15 protein-coding genes are annotated in these 16,044 nt (G+C 66.2%); 10 read left to right on the top strand and 5 right to left on the bottom strand.

All coding sequences use genetic code 11. The annotated features are described in order from the left end of the window. Genes NE358_RS04185 through NE358_RS04170 form a run of 4 tightly spaced genes read left to right on the top strand, consistent with a single transcriptional unit; the run spans position 1 to position 4,746 of the window. Positions 1 to 1,197: a glycosyltransferase family 4 protein gene (locus NE358_RS04185; protein WP_289941773.1), complete on the top strand. Its 1,197-nt coding sequence runs from the start codon at positions 1 to 3 to the stop codon at positions 1,195 to 1,197. Beyond that, on the top strand, positions 1,194 to 2,390 hold the full coding sequence (locus tag NE358_RS04180) for a glycosyltransferase family 2 protein (RefSeq protein WP_289941771.1): 1,197 nt from the start codon (positions 1,194 to 1,196) through the stop codon (positions 2,388 to 2,390). The genes NE358_RS04185 and NE358_RS04180 overlap by 4 nt, the downstream gene beginning before the upstream one ends. After that, positions 2,390 to 3,517 (top strand): glycosyltransferase family 4 protein, encoded by a 1,128-nt coding sequence (locus tag NE358_RS04175; protein ID WP_289941769.1) that lies wholly within the window; start codon positions 2,390 to 2,392, stop codon positions 3,515 to 3,517. The genes NE358_RS04180 and NE358_RS04175 overlap by 1 nt, the downstream gene beginning before the upstream one ends. Continuing rightward, on the top strand, positions 3,514 to 4,746 hold the full coding sequence (locus tag NE358_RS04170) for a lipopolysaccharide biosynthesis protein (protein ID WP_141375384.1): 1,233 nt from the start codon (positions 3,514 to 3,516) through the stop codon (positions 4,744 to 4,746). Before NE358_RS04175 ends, NE358_RS04170 begins: the two co-directional genes overlap by 4 nt. Before the next feature lie 37 nt (positions 4,747 to 4,783). On the opposite strand, the gene NE358_RS04165 is transcribed toward NE358_RS04170, so the two are convergent. After that, entirely contained in the window at positions 4,784 to 5,782 is a 999-nt protein-coding gene (locus NE358_RS04165; RefSeq protein ID WP_141375382.1) for a glycosyltransferase, read from the bottom strand. 156 nt (positions 5,783 to 5,938) lie between these two features. Here NE358_RS04165 and NE358_RS04160 point away from each other — a divergent pair, with 156 nt between their 5' ends. The 6 genes from NE358_RS04160 (at position 5,939) to NE358_RS04135 (ending at position 12,462) form a co-directional block, all read left to right on the top strand. After that, positions 5,939 to 6,901, top strand: a complete 963-nt coding sequence (locus NE358_RS04160) for a glycosyltransferase family 2 protein (RefSeq protein ID WP_289941757.1) — start codon at positions 5,939 to 5,941, stop codon at positions 6,899 to 6,901. Between the two features lie 66 nt (positions 6,902 to 6,967). Next, a complete protein-coding gene (gene rfbA, locus NE358_RS04155; RefSeq protein WP_289941755.1) occupies positions 6,968 to 7,840 on the top strand; it encodes a glucose-1-phosphate thymidylyltransferase RfbA in 873 nt (290 codons plus the stop codon). After that, complete coding sequence (gene rfbB, locus NE358_RS04150; RefSeq protein WP_289941753.1) at positions 7,837 to 8,835, top strand: dTDP-glucose 4,6-dehydratase; 999 nt, start codon at positions 7,837 to 7,839, stop codon at positions 8,833 to 8,835. Before rfbA ends, rfbB begins: the two co-directional genes overlap by 4 nt. 5 nt (positions 8,836 to 8,840) lie before the next feature. Next, the gene (locus NE358_RS04145; RefSeq protein WP_289942646.1) at positions 8,841 to 10,250 is read left to right on the top strand and encodes a sugar nucleotide-binding protein; all 1,410 of its coding nucleotides are present in this window, start codon (positions 8,841 to 8,843) and stop codon (positions 10,248 to 10,250) included. Positions 10,251 to 10,316: 66 nt separating this feature from the next. After that, positions 10,317 to 11,228 (top strand): ABC transporter permease, encoded by a 912-nt coding sequence (locus tag NE358_RS04140; protein ID WP_289941751.1) that lies wholly within the window; start codon positions 10,317 to 10,319, stop codon positions 11,226 to 11,228. 4 nt (positions 11,229 to 11,232) lie between these two features. After that, positions 11,233 to 12,462 carry an ABC transporter ATP-binding protein gene (locus NE358_RS04135; protein ID WP_289941749.1) on the top strand — a complete coding sequence of 410 codons (1,230 nt, stop codon included), beginning with the start codon at positions 11,233 to 11,235 and terminating at the stop codon, positions 12,460 to 12,462. Positions 12,463 to 12,506: 44 nt separating this feature from the next. Here NE358_RS04135 and NE358_RS04130 read toward each other — a convergent pair whose 3' ends face one another. The 4 genes from NE358_RS04130 to NE358_RS04115 are packed head-to-tail and all read right to left on the bottom strand — an operon-like array spanning position 12,507 to position 16,032. Next, a complete protein-coding gene (locus NE358_RS04130) occupies positions 12,507 to 13,370 on the bottom strand; it encodes an NAD-dependent epimerase/dehydratase family protein (RefSeq protein ID WP_289941747.1) in 864 nt (287 codons plus the stop codon). A 27-nt stretch (positions 13,371 to 13,397) separates the two neighbouring features. Then, positions 13,398 to 14,645: an acyltransferase family protein gene (locus NE358_RS04125; RefSeq protein WP_289941746.1), complete on the bottom strand. Its 1,248-nt coding sequence runs from the start codon at positions 14,643 to 14,645 to the stop codon at positions 13,398 to 13,400. Continuing rightward, on the bottom strand, positions 14,642 to 15,769 hold the full coding sequence (locus NE358_RS04120) for a glycosyltransferase family 2 protein (RefSeq protein WP_289941744.1): 1,128 nt from the start codon (positions 15,767 to 15,769) through the stop codon (positions 14,642 to 14,644). The genes NE358_RS04125 and NE358_RS04120 overlap by 4 nt, the downstream gene beginning before the upstream one ends. After that, positions 15,766 to 16,032, bottom strand: coding sequence for a hypothetical protein (locus NE358_RS04115; RefSeq protein ID WP_289941740.1), 267 nt, complete (start codon positions 16,030 to 16,032; stop codon positions 15,766 to 15,768). Before NE358_RS04115 ends, NE358_RS04120 begins: the two co-directional genes overlap by 4 nt. Between the last annotated feature and the right edge of the window lie 12 nt (positions 16,033 to 16,044).

Raw genomic sequence — 16,044 nt, 5'->3', positions numbered from 1 at the left:
GTGTCGCGCGCTTCGACCGTGGCGGTCGCGTACGACTGCCTGTTCCCCTACTCCACCGGCGGTGGTGAGCGGCAGTACCGCGCTTTCGCCGACGAACTGGGACGCTCGGGTCTCGACGTCGACTATCTGACCGCCGTGCAGTGGGATGCCGCGACCCCGCCGGAAGACCATTTCCGTATCGTGCCGGTGACCGGGCGCCTGTCGCTGTATTCCGACGACGGTGTGCGCCGTATCCCTGCGGCCCTGCGCTACGCGGCGGGACTGTTCGGCGCGCTGGTGCGCCGGCGCCGTCGGTACGCGGCCGTCGTCGTCAGCGGTCTGCCGATCTTCAACGTCTTCGCCGCCCGCCTGGCACTGCTCGGATCGGGCACGCGCCTGGCGGCCGACTACCTCGAGGTGTGGCACCGCCGACAGTGGGTCGAGTACTCGGGCGTCGTCACCGGAACGATCGCCTGGGTCCTGCAGCGCGCGGCCATCGCGGTCACCCCGCTGGCCACGTGCCACTCGCAGCTCTCGGCCGCCCGTCTGCGCCGTGAGGGTCTGCGTGGCGCGCCCCTCGTGAGCCCCGGGCTCATCGACGGTGCCGTCGAGGTGGCTCCCCCCTCGGCGGCCGCGGCTCCGCCGTACGTGCTCTACGTCGGCCGGCACATCCCCGACAAGCGCGTCGAGGTTCTCCCGGCCGCCGTCGCGGCGGCGCGCAAGAGCCTGCCCGACCTCCGCCTGGTCGTGCTCGGCACCGGGCCCAGCTCCGAAGCCGTGCGCGCCGAGGTGCGACGCGTCGGCGGCGAGGAGTGGACAGACTTCCCGGGCTTCGTCTCGGATGCCGAACTCGACACACTGCTGCACGGAGCCCTCGCCCTGGCCAACCCGTCACGCCGCGAGGGGTACGGCCTCGTCGTCGTCGAGGCGAATGCCCACGGCACTCCGGTGGTGCTCGTCGCCGACGAGGGCAACGCCGCGACCGAACTCATCGACGACGGCGTCAACGGCGTCGTCTCCCCCACCACCCGCCCCGCCGATCTCGCCCGGGCCATCCGGGACATCGCCGAGGGCGGTGACGACCTGCGACGCACAGCGCGCGCCTGGTACGACACCGCCGTCGGCACTCGCACCATCCGCCGCACCGTGGACGGCATCATCTCGGCGCTGTCGCTGCCGAGCCCCGCCGCGGTGAAGACGAAAGAAGACACCCCGTGACCACTCCCGCACCGTCCGACGTCGAGCTGACGATCCTCATGCCGTGCCTCAACGAGGTCGAGACGCTCGAAGTCTGCATCCGCAAGGCGCAGGGCTTCCTCGAGCGCAGCGGCATCCGGGGCGAGATCCTCATCTCCGACAACGGCAGCACCGATGGCTCGCAGGCCCTCGCCGAGGGGCTCGGCGCCCGCGTCTCGCACGCCCCGCGTCGCGGCTACGGCGCTGCGCTCATCAACGGCATCGAGACGGCCCGCGGTCGGTACATCATCATGGCCGACGCCGACGACAGCTACGACTTCGAGAACCTCGAGCCCTTCGTCGAGCGCCTGCGGGCCGGAGCAGATCTGGTCATGGGCAACCGCTTCCGCGGCGGCATCGAGCCGGGCGCCATGCCCCCGCTGCACAAGTACCTCGGAAACCCGGTGCTGTCGTTCATCGGCGAGCTGTTCTTCAAGCCCGGCATCCGCGACTTCCACTGTGGCCTGCGCGGCTTCAACCGCGCCCGCATCCGCCAGCTCGACCTGCAGACCACCGGCATGGAGTTCGCCTCCGAGATGGTCGTGCGGGCATCTCTCGCCCGCTTCCGCATCGAAGAGGTCCCCACGACCCTCAAGAAGGACGGTCGCTCGCGCCCGCCGCACCTGCGCAGCTGGCATGACGGCTGGCGTCACCTGCGCTTCCTCCTGCTGTTCGCTCCGCGCTGGCTCTTCGTCTACCCGGGTCTCGTGGCATTCTTCTTCGGCGCCATCGCCGTCGGCGTGCTGGCGTTCGGTGGGGTCCGCATCGGCGACGTGGGCTTCGACGTGACGACCATGGTCTACGCCAGTGCCCTGTGCGTGATCGGGTTCCAGTCCCTGTTGTTCTTCTGGTTGACCAAGCTCTACGCCACGCAAGAGGGATTCCTGCCGACGAGCGAGAGATACCGGCGCATCGTGGCGAAGTGGTCGGCCGAGCGCGGCCTGCTGATCGGTGTGGGGCTGTTCTTCCTCGGCATCATCATCGGCATCGTGCAGGTCGCGTTGTGGGGCAGCCTCGACTTCGGTGCGCAGAACGCCGCACAGGCCGTGCGCATCGCCGTGCCCAGTGCGTTGTTGATCATCCTCGGCTTCCAGACGGCGATGATGAGCTTCTTCTCGGGCGTACTGACCACGCCCCGGCGCGAGCAGCGCCCCGAAGCCGTCATCGAGAGCTGATGGCCCACCGCCGCGTCCTCGTCGATCTGCTCGGGTTCACCGGCTCGCGCGGGGGCACCGAGACCTACGTCCGCGAACTGCTCCCCCGCATCGCTGCCCTCCTCCCCGACACGCGCTTCGCCGCGCTGACCGGTCGCGACGGTGCCGACCGCGTCTCGGCGTTCTTCCCCGGCCACGTGCAGACGGTGCGGTGGGTAGGGTCCGATCCGGCGACGTGGGCTCTGGGCGCGGTCGCGGCGACCGATCTGCTCGCGCGGCGGGGACACGCCGATCTGGTGTGGGCGCCGGCGAACTTCGGCCCGGTCTTCCGCGGCGTCCCGCGCGTGGTCACCGTGCACGACGCGATCTACGACGAAGTGCCCGGCGGTCTCGCCCAGCGGGCGCAACGTGCCGTGACCTCGACTCTCATGCGGCGTTCGGCACAGACCGCCGACCACGTGATCACCGTGTCGCACGCGGCCGCCGACAGTATCGGACGTTTCCTCGGCGTTCCCGCCGGGAGGGTGTCGGTGGTGCACAACGGCAGCGCGGAACCGCGTCCCGTGGCGGACCCCCGCGGCATCCTGTCCTCCCTCGCGCTGCCCACCGGGCGACCTCTCGTCCTGAGCGTCGGCAACCGCATGCCGCACAAGAACTTCCCGGGACTGCTCGCCGCCCTCGCCACGATCGCCCCCGCCGAGCGTCCCGTGACCGTCGTCGCCGGGAGCCGCTTGCCCGACCCGCTCGCCGGTGAGGTGACACGTCTCGGCCTCGAGCACGACGTGATCCTGCCCGGCTGGGTCAGCGACGAGCAGCTCGAGGCGCTCTACCAGTCCGCCGCGCTGTACGTCTGCCCTTCCCTCGCCGAGGGCTTCGGCCTCCCCGTCGTCGACGCGCTGCGTCGGCGCGTTCCCGTCCTCGCCCACGATGTCCCCGTCCTGCGGGAGGTCGGCGGCGACGCGGCTCACTACGCCGATGCGACGGATGCCAACGCCTTCGGCGCCGCGATCACGGCGGCGTTGCGGACTCCCGCCGACGACGCCGCGCGGTCCGAGGCCCAGCGGTGGGCGTCGCGCTTCACCTGGGACGCCGCGGCCGAGGCGACCGCGGGAGTGCTCGACAAGGTGCTATCGGAGCGCGGCCGGTGAAGGTCCTTCTCGCTCGTCTGATCGGCTTCGGCACCGCGCCGATGATCGTCGCCGTCGTGCCGCTGCTGGTGCTGCCCATTGCGGCGCGTATCCAGGGAGCCGACGGGTGGGCGGCGATCGGTACCGGCCAGGCGCTCGGCAGCCTCCTCGCGATGATCTCGAGCTACGGCTGGAACGTCGCCGGTGGAGCCCGTATCGCGATGGCGGAGCACGACGAGGCCCGGAGGGACGTCTACGCCCACAGCTTCTGGTCCCGCCTGACGGTGTTCGTCGTCGCGGGCGGGGTGGCCGCGTGGGCCGCGGCGGCACTCGTCGGCGGCGCGTTCGGAGGGGTCGCTGCGCTCGTCGTCCTCGCGACGGGTCTCACGGGACTGACGATGTCGTGGTACGCGGTCGGCACGGGACGCGCGCAGATGGTGCTCTGGTACGAGGCGATCCCCATGGCGGTGTTCACGGCCGGCAGCGCTCTGGTGATGCAGCTGTCGGGACAGTTGGTCGCCTACCCGCTGATGATGATCGCCGGAACACTCGTGGGACTCGCGGCCCTCCACCTCCATCTCTTCGGGCGGGTCGTCCCGCCGCTGCATCCCGCGGGCATCGCGGGGAGCTTCCGTCAGAACCTTCCCCTCGCGAGCGCCGACGGCCTCGGGGGCAGCTACACGACCGCGCCCGTCCCCATCACCCAGGGGGTGGTCGGCACCCAGGCCGCCGCCGAGCTCACCTCGGCCGACAAGCTGTATCGGGTGGGGCTCACGGCGATCCTGATCGTCGGCAACACCCTGCAGAAGTGGGTCCTCGAGGCCACCTGGGAACAGGGTCGGACGCGGCGCCACCTGGTCGCCCTCGCTCTGCATCTCGTCGTGGGAATCGTCGGTCTGCTGGTCCTGGTCCTGCTCGGACCCTGGCTGACCGCGGCGTTTTTGGGCTCCGCCGTCGCGCCTCCCCCCTCGATGTTCCCGGCCTACGGGGTGACGTATCTCATCATCTCGTTGACGACGCCGCTGATCCGCAACGTGCTGGTGCCCGCGAACCGCAATCGCATCGTGCTTCTGGCGATCATCTCGTCGGCGTGCGTCGGTCTTCCCGCGATGTTCCTGCTGGGGTCGACGCTCGGGGCGACCGCTGTCGTCTGGGGTCTCGCGGCATCGGAGGTGGTGGTGCTCACCATCGTCGGTATCGCCGCTACCCGGGAGATCCTGCGACAGCGTGCGATCGTCGCCAACGCCTGAGCGTGAGGCCCGTCGCGAGCCGTCGGCGAAACCGTTGCTACCCGCGGCGGTCACCACCGGTGAGCGTCCACAGAGCGCTACCGACGAGATACACGGCCGCGGAGCGCGCAGAGATCTCGCGACGGCGTGCGGCCCCGATCACCGTCTGGACAGTGCGCCCGCTACGCCGGTGTGAACCGAAGGCCGCGGCGAGCTGCTGAACGGGCGCGCGGACGACGCGTGTGCCGAGGGCATCGATCATGACCTCCGCCCACCCCGCATTGACGAGGTAGATCGAGCGCGCGACGGCCCGGGGTCCCGCTCCCTGCGTGTCGGTCCGGACGGCATCCCGACGACGGCGAAGCGTCTGGCGCCATCCCAGGCGCGCGGTGTCCGCTTCGCCGAGCACGTTCGCGGAGTGCTGCACGTAGTCCTGCACCACCGTGTCGACGACGGCGATTCCCCCCGTAGCGGCGGCGCAGACGGCGAGCCAGTGGTCGTGCACCTGCGCGGGTCCGGTGTAGCGAGGGAAAGGCAGCGCGGTGCGCAGCAGCGAGCCGCGGAAGACGCACAGAGCCCCGGAGAACTGGTTCTCGAGCACGAGGGCCGGTGCGGTCACCGCTCGTCGTTGGGTGGATGCCGAGACGACGACGCCCTCGGGGTAGGTCACGACGCGCGCTTGACCGCTGACCAACGCCGCCCGCTCGAGAGCGGGAACGAGAATCGCGAGCTTGTCGTGCCTCCACTCGTCGTCTTGATCGCTCAGCGCGACCCAGGGTGCGTCGGAGGGCACTTCCTCGAGACCACGTTCGAAGTTGGAGTAGAAGCCCACCCGCTCTTCGAAACCGACGACGCGGAACCTCTCGTCAGTTCCGACCGCGTCGACGACCTGTCCGCGAACCTCATCGACGCCGCCGTCAGCCACGATCACGCACTGGAACGCTGTCAGCGTCTGCGCCTGGATCGATCGGAGCTGGCGGGAGAAGAGTTCGGCGGGCGGCCGGTACGCCGCGAGAACGATGAAACCGGGGACGGAGGCGGGGTCTGTGGAGGTCATGGCGTCGGTGTCGAGGGGACCCGACCATGCTACCGACCGGGTTCCCCGACCGCGCGACGATAAACTGAACCCTCCGCCTCCGTCGGCTTCGCAATCGCCCACTGCACGATCTCGCTGACGGCCGGGCTCTCGCCCCCACTGGAAGGCAGGTCGCGAATGAACGCTGATCCCGAGGTCGATCTCGTCATCCCCGTCCACGGGGGTTGGGACTTCGTCCGTTCCTGCATCCGAGCGGCCCGTGCGCAAAGCGTCCCGGCCCGCGTCATCGTGGTCGACGATCTGTCCCCCGACGACACCGCCGATCGGATCGGCGACGAGTTCCCCGACGTCACGCTCATCCGCAACGAGGTCAACCTCGGGTTCGCCCGCACGTGCAACGTCGGGATGGCCGCGGGTCACGGCCGCCTCGTCATGCTGGTGAACAGCGATGTCGTCCTCGAACCCGATGCCGTCGCTGCAGCTCTCCGCGCCCTGCCCGACGACCCGGCATCCCGTGTCGGGAGCGCCGCGACCCTGCTTCTCGCTCCCGACGGCACCGTCGACTCCTACGGCATCGTGGCCGATGTGACGGGGGCGGGTTTCGTCCGTTTCCACGGCGCCGAGCTCTCGAGAGCCGATGCCGAGCGCCCACCCGTCCTCGGACCCTACGGTGCCGTAGCCGTCTATCGCCGCGCAGCCCTCGCGGAGGTGGGCCTGTTCGACACGAACATCTTCATGTACGGCGAAGAACTCGATCTCGCCTTCCGTCTGCGGGCGGCCGGATGGTCGTGTGTCGCGATCCCCGAGCCCTCGGGAATGCACTTGGGCGGCGCGAGCGCAGGCAAGGAGTCCGTGCGGCAGCGCCGTCTTTCCGGGTTCGCGCGCGGCTACCTGCTGCGCAAGTACGGCGTGCTGCGCTCCCGATGGGGCGTTCGGGCGTTCCTCGTCGAGGCGATCGTCACCGGAGCGCGTCTCGTGCTGCGTCGTGACGTCGTGTCACTCGTCGGCCGGTGGGAGGGATGGCGCCGAGGCGCTCTGGCACCGCGCCTGCGCCTGCCGGTCGATGCGGTAGACAAAACTATCGGTCTTCGCGAGTCGTTGAAGATGCGCAGCAGCGCGTACTGGGCGACGCGGGACTGATCGAATCGGGGTGGACGGGCCCGCTTCGCACTCGGGCCGCTGGCCAGGGTGTGACAACATAAAAGCGTGAAAGGCATCATTCTCGCTGGCGGCTCGGGCACCAGACTGCATCCAATCACGCTGGGGGTCTCCAAGCAGCTGATCCCGGTGTACGACAAGCCGATGGTCTACTACCCGCTGTCGACGTTGATGCTCGCCGGCATCCGCGACATCCTGATCATCACGACTCCGCACGACGCACCATTTTTCGAGCGTCTCCTCGGCAACGGATCCCAGTTCGGCGTCGACATCACCTTCGCGCAGCAGCCGTCCCCCGACGGTCTCGCGCAGGCGTTCACTATCGGCGCGGACTTCATCGGCGACGAAAAGGTCGCCTTGGTCCTGGGTGACAACCTGCTCTACGGGCCGGGTCTGGGAACACAGCTCAAGCGCTACGCCGATGTCGACGGGGCCGCGGTCTTCGCCTACTGGGTGGCGGAGCCGTCTGCCTACGGCGTGGTTGAGTTCGACCGCGATGGCCACGCGGTCTCCCTCGAAGAAAAGCCCGCCGTTCCCCGCAGCAACTACGCCGTCCCAGGACTGTATTTCTTCGATAACAACGTCGTCGAAATTGCACGCAATCTTGAGCCGTCTGCGCGCGGTGAGTACGAGATCACCGACATCAACGCCGAGTATCTGCGGCGCGGAACTCTCCAGGTCGAGGTCCTCCCCCGCGGTACCGCGTGGCTCGACACGGGGACATTTGATCAGATGACGGATGCGGCGGACTATGTCAGAACGATCGAACGCCGCACGGGTCTGCGCATCGGTGTGCCAGAAGAAGTCGGCTGGCGTCAGGGCTTCCTCTCCGATGCCGCTCTCCGCGAGCGAGCGAACTCCCTGGTGAAATCCGGCTACGGCACCTACCTGCTCGAGATCCTTGAAAGGGGCCGCGGATGACGCGCCTGCTCGTGACCGGCGGCGCCGGTTTCATCGGTTCCAATTTCGTTCACCACGTCGTCGCGCATACCGACCACACGGTGACGGTGCTCGACAAGCTGACTTATGCCGGCAACGAGGCGTCGCTGGATGGTCTCCCCGAAGACCGCGTCCGTCTGGTGGTGGGCGACATCGCCGACGCGGCCGTCGTCGGTCCGCTCGTGGCGGAAGCCGACGCCGTCGTGCATTACGCCGCCGAGTCGCACAACGACAATTCGCTGCACGATCCGCGCCCGTTCCTCGACACCAACATCATCGGCACCTATACGCTGCTCGAGGCTGCGCGGCGACATGACGTCCGCTTCCACCACATCTCCACCGACGAGGTCTACGGAGACCTGGAGCTCGACGACCCAGCGCGCTTCACCGAGCAGACGCCGTACAACCCGTCCTCGCCGTACTCCTCCACCAAGGCCGGCTCCGACCTGCTGGTGCGCGCATGGGTCCGGTCGTTCGGTGTCCGCGCGACCATCAGCAACTGCTCGAACAACTACGGCCCCTACCAACACGTCGAGAAGTTCATTCCCCGTCAGATCACGAACGTTCTGCGCGGCGTCCGTCCGAAGCTGTATGGCACGGGTGAGAACGTCCGCGACTGGATCCACGCCGACGACCACTCCTCGGCGGTACTGACCATCCTGGACAAGGGTGAGATCGGTCAGACGTACCTCATCGGCGCCGACGGCGAGAAGGACAACAAGAGCGTCGTCGAGCTGATTCTGCAGATCACGGGTCAGCCGAAGGACGCCTACGACCTCGTCACCGATCGCCCCGGCCACGACATGCGCTACGCGATCGATTCGACCAAGCTGCGCACCGAACTCGGCTGGACCCCTACATACGGGGACTTCGAATCGGGACTCGCCGCCACCATCGACTGGTACCGCGACAACGAGGCCTGGTGGGCACCCGCCAAGGACGGCGTCGAAGCTTTCTACGCCAGCAAAGGGCAGTGACCTCAATGTCGATCGCCTTCGGCAAGGCCCTCGCCGTGCGCGAGACACCGATACCGGGTCTCGTCGTCCTCGACTTGCCGGTGCACGGGGATGCGCGCGGATGGTTCAAGGAGAACTGGCAGCGCGACAAGATGACCGCGGTCGGCATCGAGCTTCCCGACTTCGGCCCCGTGCAGAACAACATCTCGTTCAACGACGCGGTCGGGACCACGCGCGGCATACACGCGGAGCCCTGGGACAAATACGTCTCGGTTGCCACCGGGCGCATCTTCGGGGCATGGGTCGATCTCCGCGAGGGGGAGACCTTCGGCGCCGTCTTCACGATCGAGCTCGACCCGTCAACGGCGATCTTCGTTCCGCGCGGCGTCGGCAACTCCTACCAGACCCTCGAGGCCGACACCGCCTACACGTACCTCGTCAACGACCACTGGTCGCCCGACGCGACGTACACCTTCCTCAACCTCGCCGACGAATCGGCCGCCATCGAGTGGCCCATCCCGCTCGATGAGGTCGAGATCAGCGAGAAAGACAGGGCGCATCCGCGTCTTGCCGAGGTGGTTCCCATGCCACCGAAGAAGATCCTGATCACGGGGGCCAACGGTCAGCTCGGTCGAGCTCTGCGCGCCGAGTTCGGCGATCGTCCCGGGATCGAATTCACCACCCGTGACGACCTCGACCTCACCTCCCCGAGACTGGATACCGCGCGTCGCTGGCGTGACTACGACGTCATCATCAACGCTGCCGCGTACACCAAGGTTGACATCGCAGAGACCCCCGAGGGCCGCAGAGAAGCGTGGGCCGCGAACGTTACAGCCGTCGCCAGCCTCGCTCGAATTGCCACGGCCAACGGGATCACGCTCGTCCATATCTCCAGCGATTACGTCTTTGACGGTACGAAGAGCACCGCCTACACGGCGGAGGATGCGGTGTCGCCTCTCGGCGTCTACGGACAGACGAAAGCCGCCGGCGACGCGATCGTCTCCACTGTCCCCCGCCACTACATCGTGCGCACGAGCTGGGTCGTCGGAGACGGGCATAACTTCGTTCGCACCATGGCCGACCTCGCCGAGCGAGGCATCGACCCGCGCGTCGTCGACGACCAGATGGGGCGGCTCACCTTCGCGTGCGACATCGCAGCCGGCATCCGCCAGCTCCTCAGCGCGGGAGCACCCTTCGGTGTGCACAACGTCACGAATGTGGGTGAGCCAGGTAGTTGGTGCGACGTCGCCCGAGAAGTGTTCCGCCTCACGGGGCACGACCCCGCCCGCGTCACGGGCGTGAGCACGGACGAGTACTATTCGACCGCGTCCACCCCGGTGTCCGACAGGCCCCGAAACAGCGTGCTCGAGACGTCCATGCTCGACACCACCTGGCAGCAACGACTGTCAGAGTACCTCGCCCCCTCGCACGACTGACGCGCTGCGCGCGCATCCCACAGCCGCCCAAACGGCTCGGAGAAACCCCCTGTAGGATCAAGGGCAATGTCTCGTGCAAATGAACAAGCCGCGCTGCGCATGGAGCGGTTGGCGGCAACCCCGCTGGCTCCCGTCGGAGCGGTGACCGGTCGAGGGGCATGGTGGGGAGCGATTCGCGCGATCTTCTCTCACCGAGAAATGCTGAGCCTCCTCGTACGTCGCGATCTGAAGGCACGGTACAAGGATTCCACTCTCGGATTCTTCTGGTCGCTCATCCGTCCGCTGATCCAGCTCGCCGTATATTTCATCGTGATGGGGCAGTTCCTCGGCGCCGCGAGAAGCATCCCCGACTTCGCGGTGTACGTCTTCGCGGGCCTCTCGGCGATCGGTCTGTTCACGGAGATCGTCGTGGGCGGAACCGGATCCGTACTGACCAATGCCGGACTCGTCAAAAAGGTGTATCTCCCCCGCGAGGTATTCCCTCTTTCGAGTGTCGGATCGGCACTGTTCAATTTCGGCATCCAGCTCATCGTCCTGGTGGCCGCCACGCTTCTCGTCGCAAAACCGCCGCTGCACGCTCAGCTTGCCTACGCCGTGCCAGCCATCGCACTCATCGTGGTGTACGGCACGGCATTCGCGCTGTTGTTCAGCGCGGTCAATGTCTATCTGCGAGACGTGCAGTACCTCGTCGAAGTCATCACGATGCTTTTGTTCTGGGCGAGCCCGATCGTCTATTCCTGGCAAATGGCGAAGACGCTCATCCCGTCGCCCACCGTCCTCGACATCTACACGAACAACCCGCTCACCCTCGCGGTCCTCGGGTTCCAGCGAGCCTTCTGGGTAGCCGGCGATACCGCCGAGTGGCCCGGCGAGCTCCTCCTCCGCATGACGATCGCTCTTCTCATCGGATTGGTGCTGCTGCTGGTGTGCCATCGCGTCTTCATTCGCCTGCAGGGCAACTTCGCTCAGGAGCTGTGAACCCATGCCGATTCTCCCCACTGTGCCGGCAGACGGCGCCCTCCGCCCCGAGGTCGCTCGCATCCGTGGCGTCTCAAAGAAGTTCACCATCCGCAAAGATTCTTCGATCAAGGAACGAGTCGTCACTCTCGGGCGCGCCGGCCGCCGCCACAAAAAAGAGTTCTGGGCGCTGCGAGACGTCGATCTGGACATCTACGCGGGCGAGACCATCGGCCTCATTGGGCACAATGGATCGGGCAAGAGCACTCTTCTGAAGGTCATCGGCGGGATTGTGGATCCCACCAGTGGCACGGTGGAAGAGCGCGGGCGCCTCGCCGCTCTCCTTGAGTTGGGCGCAGGCTTTCATCCCGATCTCACCGGTCGAGAGAACGTCTTCCTCAATGCGTCAGTTCTCGGGCTCAGCCGCGAAGAGACAGAAGCACAGTTCGACGACATCGTCGCGTTCGCGTCAATCGGCGATTTCATCGACACCCAGGTCAAGTTCTACTCATCCGGGATGTACGTGCGATTGGCTTTTGCCGTGGCCGTGCACACGGACCCCGACGTCCTTCTCGTGGATGAAGTCCTCGCCGTCGGCGACGAGGCGTTCCAGCGCAAATGCATGGATCGCATCCGGGAGTTTCAACAGCAGGGACGCACGATCATCCTCGTGACGCACTCGCTCGATCAGGTCGTCGAGCTCTGCGGGCGATGCGTGTTGCTCCACCAGGGCAAAGTCCTCTTCGATGGCAAGCCGTCCACGGCCGTCGCCCGATTCCGTGACCTTCTTGAAGAGCGTCGCGTCGCCGAGCGGGACGCTGCCGAGCCCCAAGTCGAACGTCCGCAAAGCGCCGTGACCGGCGTGAGCGCCCACGTCATCGGTAAGGAAGAGGGGTCCGCACTGCAACCGGAGGACGACCTCGAAATCCGCCTCACCGTGACCTCCACCGGTCTTCAGACCTGGGGATGCCGCGTGCAGATCGATGACACGATGGGCCAGAAGATGTTCGTCACGGGGACTGACTGGCTCGATACGCCTATGCCGCCTCTCGACGGTGAAGGCGAGGTGGCTTTCGTTTTGAAGAAGCCCGCGCTTGGCGGCGGAAAGTATTTCGTCAACGCCACCCTCATCGACGGCGACGGTAATGATGTGCACAACATTATGCAGGCGACCTCGTTCAACGTGGAGTTCGATCCGCGCGCGACCGGATATCTGCGCATCGACGTGGAAGGTAGCGCGAGCGGCTCACGCTGATCCCGCAGCACGGATGCGCCGGCCGCCGGACCGTAGGGGCGAGCTCACGCTGAATGCGGAAAGGGAGAGCGCGCCATCAGGGCGCGGATCTCGGTCGCTTCCCCCCAGATTCCCGGGGAGTCGTACGGACGGTCGGGAAATGCACCGTACTGCAGGGTGATATCGAGCCGGTTCTCCGAAATGAAGCGCTCCACACGGTTTGCGAGCGACTCGGGCTCGCCGGAGGACACATTTACAGTGCCTGTCACGCCGTCGGACGTCGCCGCCACCGCAATTTGACGCCCCAGTTCGGCGACATCGATGAAGTCGTACAGCGTCCGCCCGCTAGTGAACGGGAAGACCGTCTCGCCTCGATCCGACGCCTCGAGAAGCTTGGCAAAAATCGACCTGTTGCGACGGTCGTCACCCAAGATGTAGTACGCCCGGAGCCAGACGAACTCCGCTCGATCCGCGATCGAGAGCATCGCCGACCGACGCAGCGCGTCCTTCGCAATCCCGTAGAGGGTCGCGGGGTTCGTGGGAGTCTCCGCGGTGACGGGGCCCTCCCAATAACCAATCTCATGCATTGACCCGAGCGCTGCGATGCGGCGGATGCCCGAATCCACGAGTGAGGTGAGGAACCGGTAATGGTCGGACAGGCGGGCCAGGTGAGACGGGGCATTGTGTACGAAGCCGTCCTGCCACGCGAGGTGGATTACTGCCTCGATCTGATCGGATGCAGCCACGGTCGCGATATCGAATCCCGGCGCGAGTACGTCGGCCTCGACGACACGCGTCGCCGCATCGAAATCACCGTCGCGATGGCGGCGGACGACCGCCACTGCTTCGTAACCAAGTTCCGCCACAGCCTTCACGACGTGCCTGCCGACGTAGCCACCAGCTCCCGTGATCACGACGATGTTCTTCATGAGGTCCTCCTCTGCCACGTCCGCAGGCTACGCCCAGGTACGCACTGCACCGACGATGATGAGTCCCACGGTCACGACGAGCAGCAGGATCAGCGGGACGAATCGAGCGCGAACCAGGATGCCGGTTCCGCCACCCCCGCCAGGAGCGACGGCTGGCAGTCCCCGCATACGAGCAAGCCATCGCGGCATCCAATTCTTCAGATCCAGGGCCGGCTTTTCGAAGAGCATGTAGCTCGCGTAGGCATAGACGTGCACCACCACGATCACGATCAGCAGGTACCAGAATCCGCCCGCGAACGACGCAAGTCCGTACTCCGCCGCGAGAAACATCACGGGCCACCCTGCGATGTAGATGCCGTACGAGAGATCGGCGTGCCGGTCCCACCCGGATAGCGCCTTCACCCGCGTTCCGAACCAGATGAGGCCGTAGGAGAAGGCGTACTGCCCGAAAAGGAACCAGCCCCCCCGCCACCAGCACAGAGCGGCGATGGCGAGCATGGCGATCCCCAGGCGGTCATCGAAGGGGACCTTCTCGATGTAGAGCTGAACGAGCGTGCCGAATGCGAAAGGTGCGGCCAACTGCAAAACCTGCGGGTTCGACAACGTTTGCAGCGCACCAGCGAGATCCCCGACGTGCAACGTCTGGAACGTGCTCAGCATGATCACAAGACCCGCGACCACCGCGCCGATGATACGTCCGCGAAGGGCACCGATGATGCCCAACACCAGAACACCCAGGTAACAGAAAAACTCGTACATGAGAGTCCATGCGGAGCCGTTCCAGGTGTTGTAACCGACCTGCACGGCGTGCGTCTGCGCGCCGGTTCCGGCGATCGCCCACTGGTTCAGCACGAGCGTGAAGTTGTTGTAGACGTACGTCCACGGCGAGTCGAACGGATATGACGAGAACCCGCGGATACTGCCCTGCGAATGAACCCACGCCAATGGTGCCAGAACAAAGGCTGTCACGACGAGGATGAAAAACCACGCCGGGTATATGCGCACGACCCGATGCCACAGGTACCGGAACGGCGATCTCGACCGCATCATGCTGCGCGTGATGAGCATGCCGGAGAGGAAGAAGAAGCCGGTGACGGCAACGCCGCCCAGCGAAGTCTCGGCGCCCCACTGAGCGCCGATGTCCACGGCGCCGAAGATGCCGGCAACGGGGCCCGCGTGGGAGAAGATAACCATGAAGGCCATCAGCCATCGGAGGAACCCGATGGAATTGTTCCGAGGGTCGAATGCCGAACTGAGCGTGGTCACGACCGTCATAGTCCGACCGGATAGCCGAGTCGCTCGGAATCCTCCCACGTCGCGGGAGGAATGTTCGTGTACGTCGGTTCGGCTCCTCCGAAGAATGCAGAGATGGCCGCCGTCGTGTGTCCGGTGTCGGTGTCCACTTCAGTGGTGAAACCGGACCAATGAGCCGTGCACATCTCATCGGTTTGGGAACGGATGGTGACCGTCACTAGCGTGGGGTCGACATCCACCCAGTCGCGTGATGCATCGAGGAGTACGTAACCGTTCTCCGCCGCCGCTCGACGGATGATGGCGGCGACGGCTGCCGGCTTGTTCTCGTCGAGGACACCCGAGCGGAGGAAACCATCGACGTCCCAACGGAACATCGGTGAGCGGTGCTCGACGATGTGCTGATTCGTCCAGTCGGCAATGTCGGTTTGAGAGACGAGGCCCGCCGCCAATGTGGATCCGCGGCCTGCGTGGAACACGAACGCTCCCGTCACCAGGAGGTGGGCGAATCCGGCGCTGGTGGCGCGAGCCGACCAATCCGACTCCTCCCCGTACCCGCGCCCGAAGACGGGATCCATGAGACCGACCGCCGGAAGAACGGGAACCGGAACCATCATCGCGAACGAGATTCCCGCCGGAATGTCGATGACCGCCCGGCCGAAGTGTTCCTCCAACGCCGTACCGATGAGGTCGGCCACTGGCTGCGTCTCGAGGTATAGGTCGGTACCGCAGGGAAGGGAGTACGGCTCGACATTGGTCGACCAGGCGGTCGCCGACGCCGCTTCGGGGTGGTCGCGAAGGGCTTCCAGCAGGGTGTGAACCGAGTTCTGCGCGTAGATCACGTCGGAGTTCGAGATCACGACGTAGTCGTACTCGAGATGTTGTGCGGTCGCCAGCCCGAGATTGACATTTCGTGGGATGCCGAGATTGCGCGGGGTGCGGTAATAGGTCGCACCCGTCTCACGCGCAAGATCGGCCAGGTGATCGCTGAACCCGGGCTCGGGACTCGCATCATCGAGCACCAGAACGTCGAGAGCGAATCCTTCATGGTCGAGTCGAGCGATGGACTCCATAGTCCGCCGCGCGAATTCCCGCCCGTTGTAGAAGGTGACCGCGAGTAGGACGCGGGGTTCGACGCTACGGCTCACCGCCCCAGCATCCGCTTCGCCTGCCGACCGATCACGTAGAGAGAGTGGTTCTTCCGGAAGAGATGCTCCATCTTGCGGCGGGGATCGAGGAGACGTTTCAGCTGCACGATGTCGTACTCGAGTTCGGCTATCCGTTCCTCCCGCTCCAGAACCTGGCGGGTAAGGGCGATCACCCTTGCGTTCGCCACCTCGACGTCCTTCAACGCCCGTTCGAGCGAAACCGCCTCGACTGCTGCTGGCGATAGAACCTGATCGTCGCTCACTCGGGGAAAACC

It is taken from the genome of Sphingomonas sp. G5, assembly GCF_052660795.1.
The sequence above is the reverse complement of the archived record's forward strand: the minus strand, read 5'-3'. Positions and strand labels throughout refer to the sequence as shown.

Coding starts and splice junctions, on each gene's coding strand:
- NE358_RS04140 (WP_289941751.1), top strand. CDS start 10,317: ATGTCTCGTGCAAATGAACAAGCCGCGCTGCGCATGGAGCGGTTGGCG.
- NE358_RS04175 (WP_289941769.1), top strand. CDS start 2,390: ATGGCCCACCGCCGCGTCCTCGTCGATCTGCTCGGGTTCACCGGCTCG.
- NE358_RS04135 (WP_289941749.1), top strand. CDS start 11,233: ATGCCGATTCTCCCCACTGTGCCGGCAGACGGCGCCCTCCGCCCCGAG.
- rfbB (WP_289941753.1), top strand. CDS start 7,837: ATGACGCGCCTGCTCGTGACCGGCGGCGCCGGTTTCATCGGTTCCAAT.
- NE358_RS04165 (WP_141375382.1), bottom strand. CDS start 5,782: ATGACCTCCACAGACCCCGCCTCCGTCCCCGGTTTCATCGTTCTCGCG.
- NE358_RS04145 (WP_289942646.1), top strand. CDS start 8,841: ATGTCGATCGCCTTCGGCAAGGCCCTCGCCGTGCGCGAGACACCGATA.
- NE358_RS04130 (WP_289941747.1), bottom strand. CDS start 13,370: ATGAAGAACATCGTCGTGATCACGGGAGCTGGTGGCTACGTCGGCAGG.
- NE358_RS04160 (WP_289941757.1), top strand. CDS start 5,939: ATGAACGCTGATCCCGAGGTCGATCTCGTCATCCCCGTCCACGGGGGT.
- NE358_RS04125 (WP_289941746.1), bottom strand. CDS start 14,645: ATGACGGTCGTGACCACGCTCAGTTCGGCATTCGACCCTCGGAACAAT.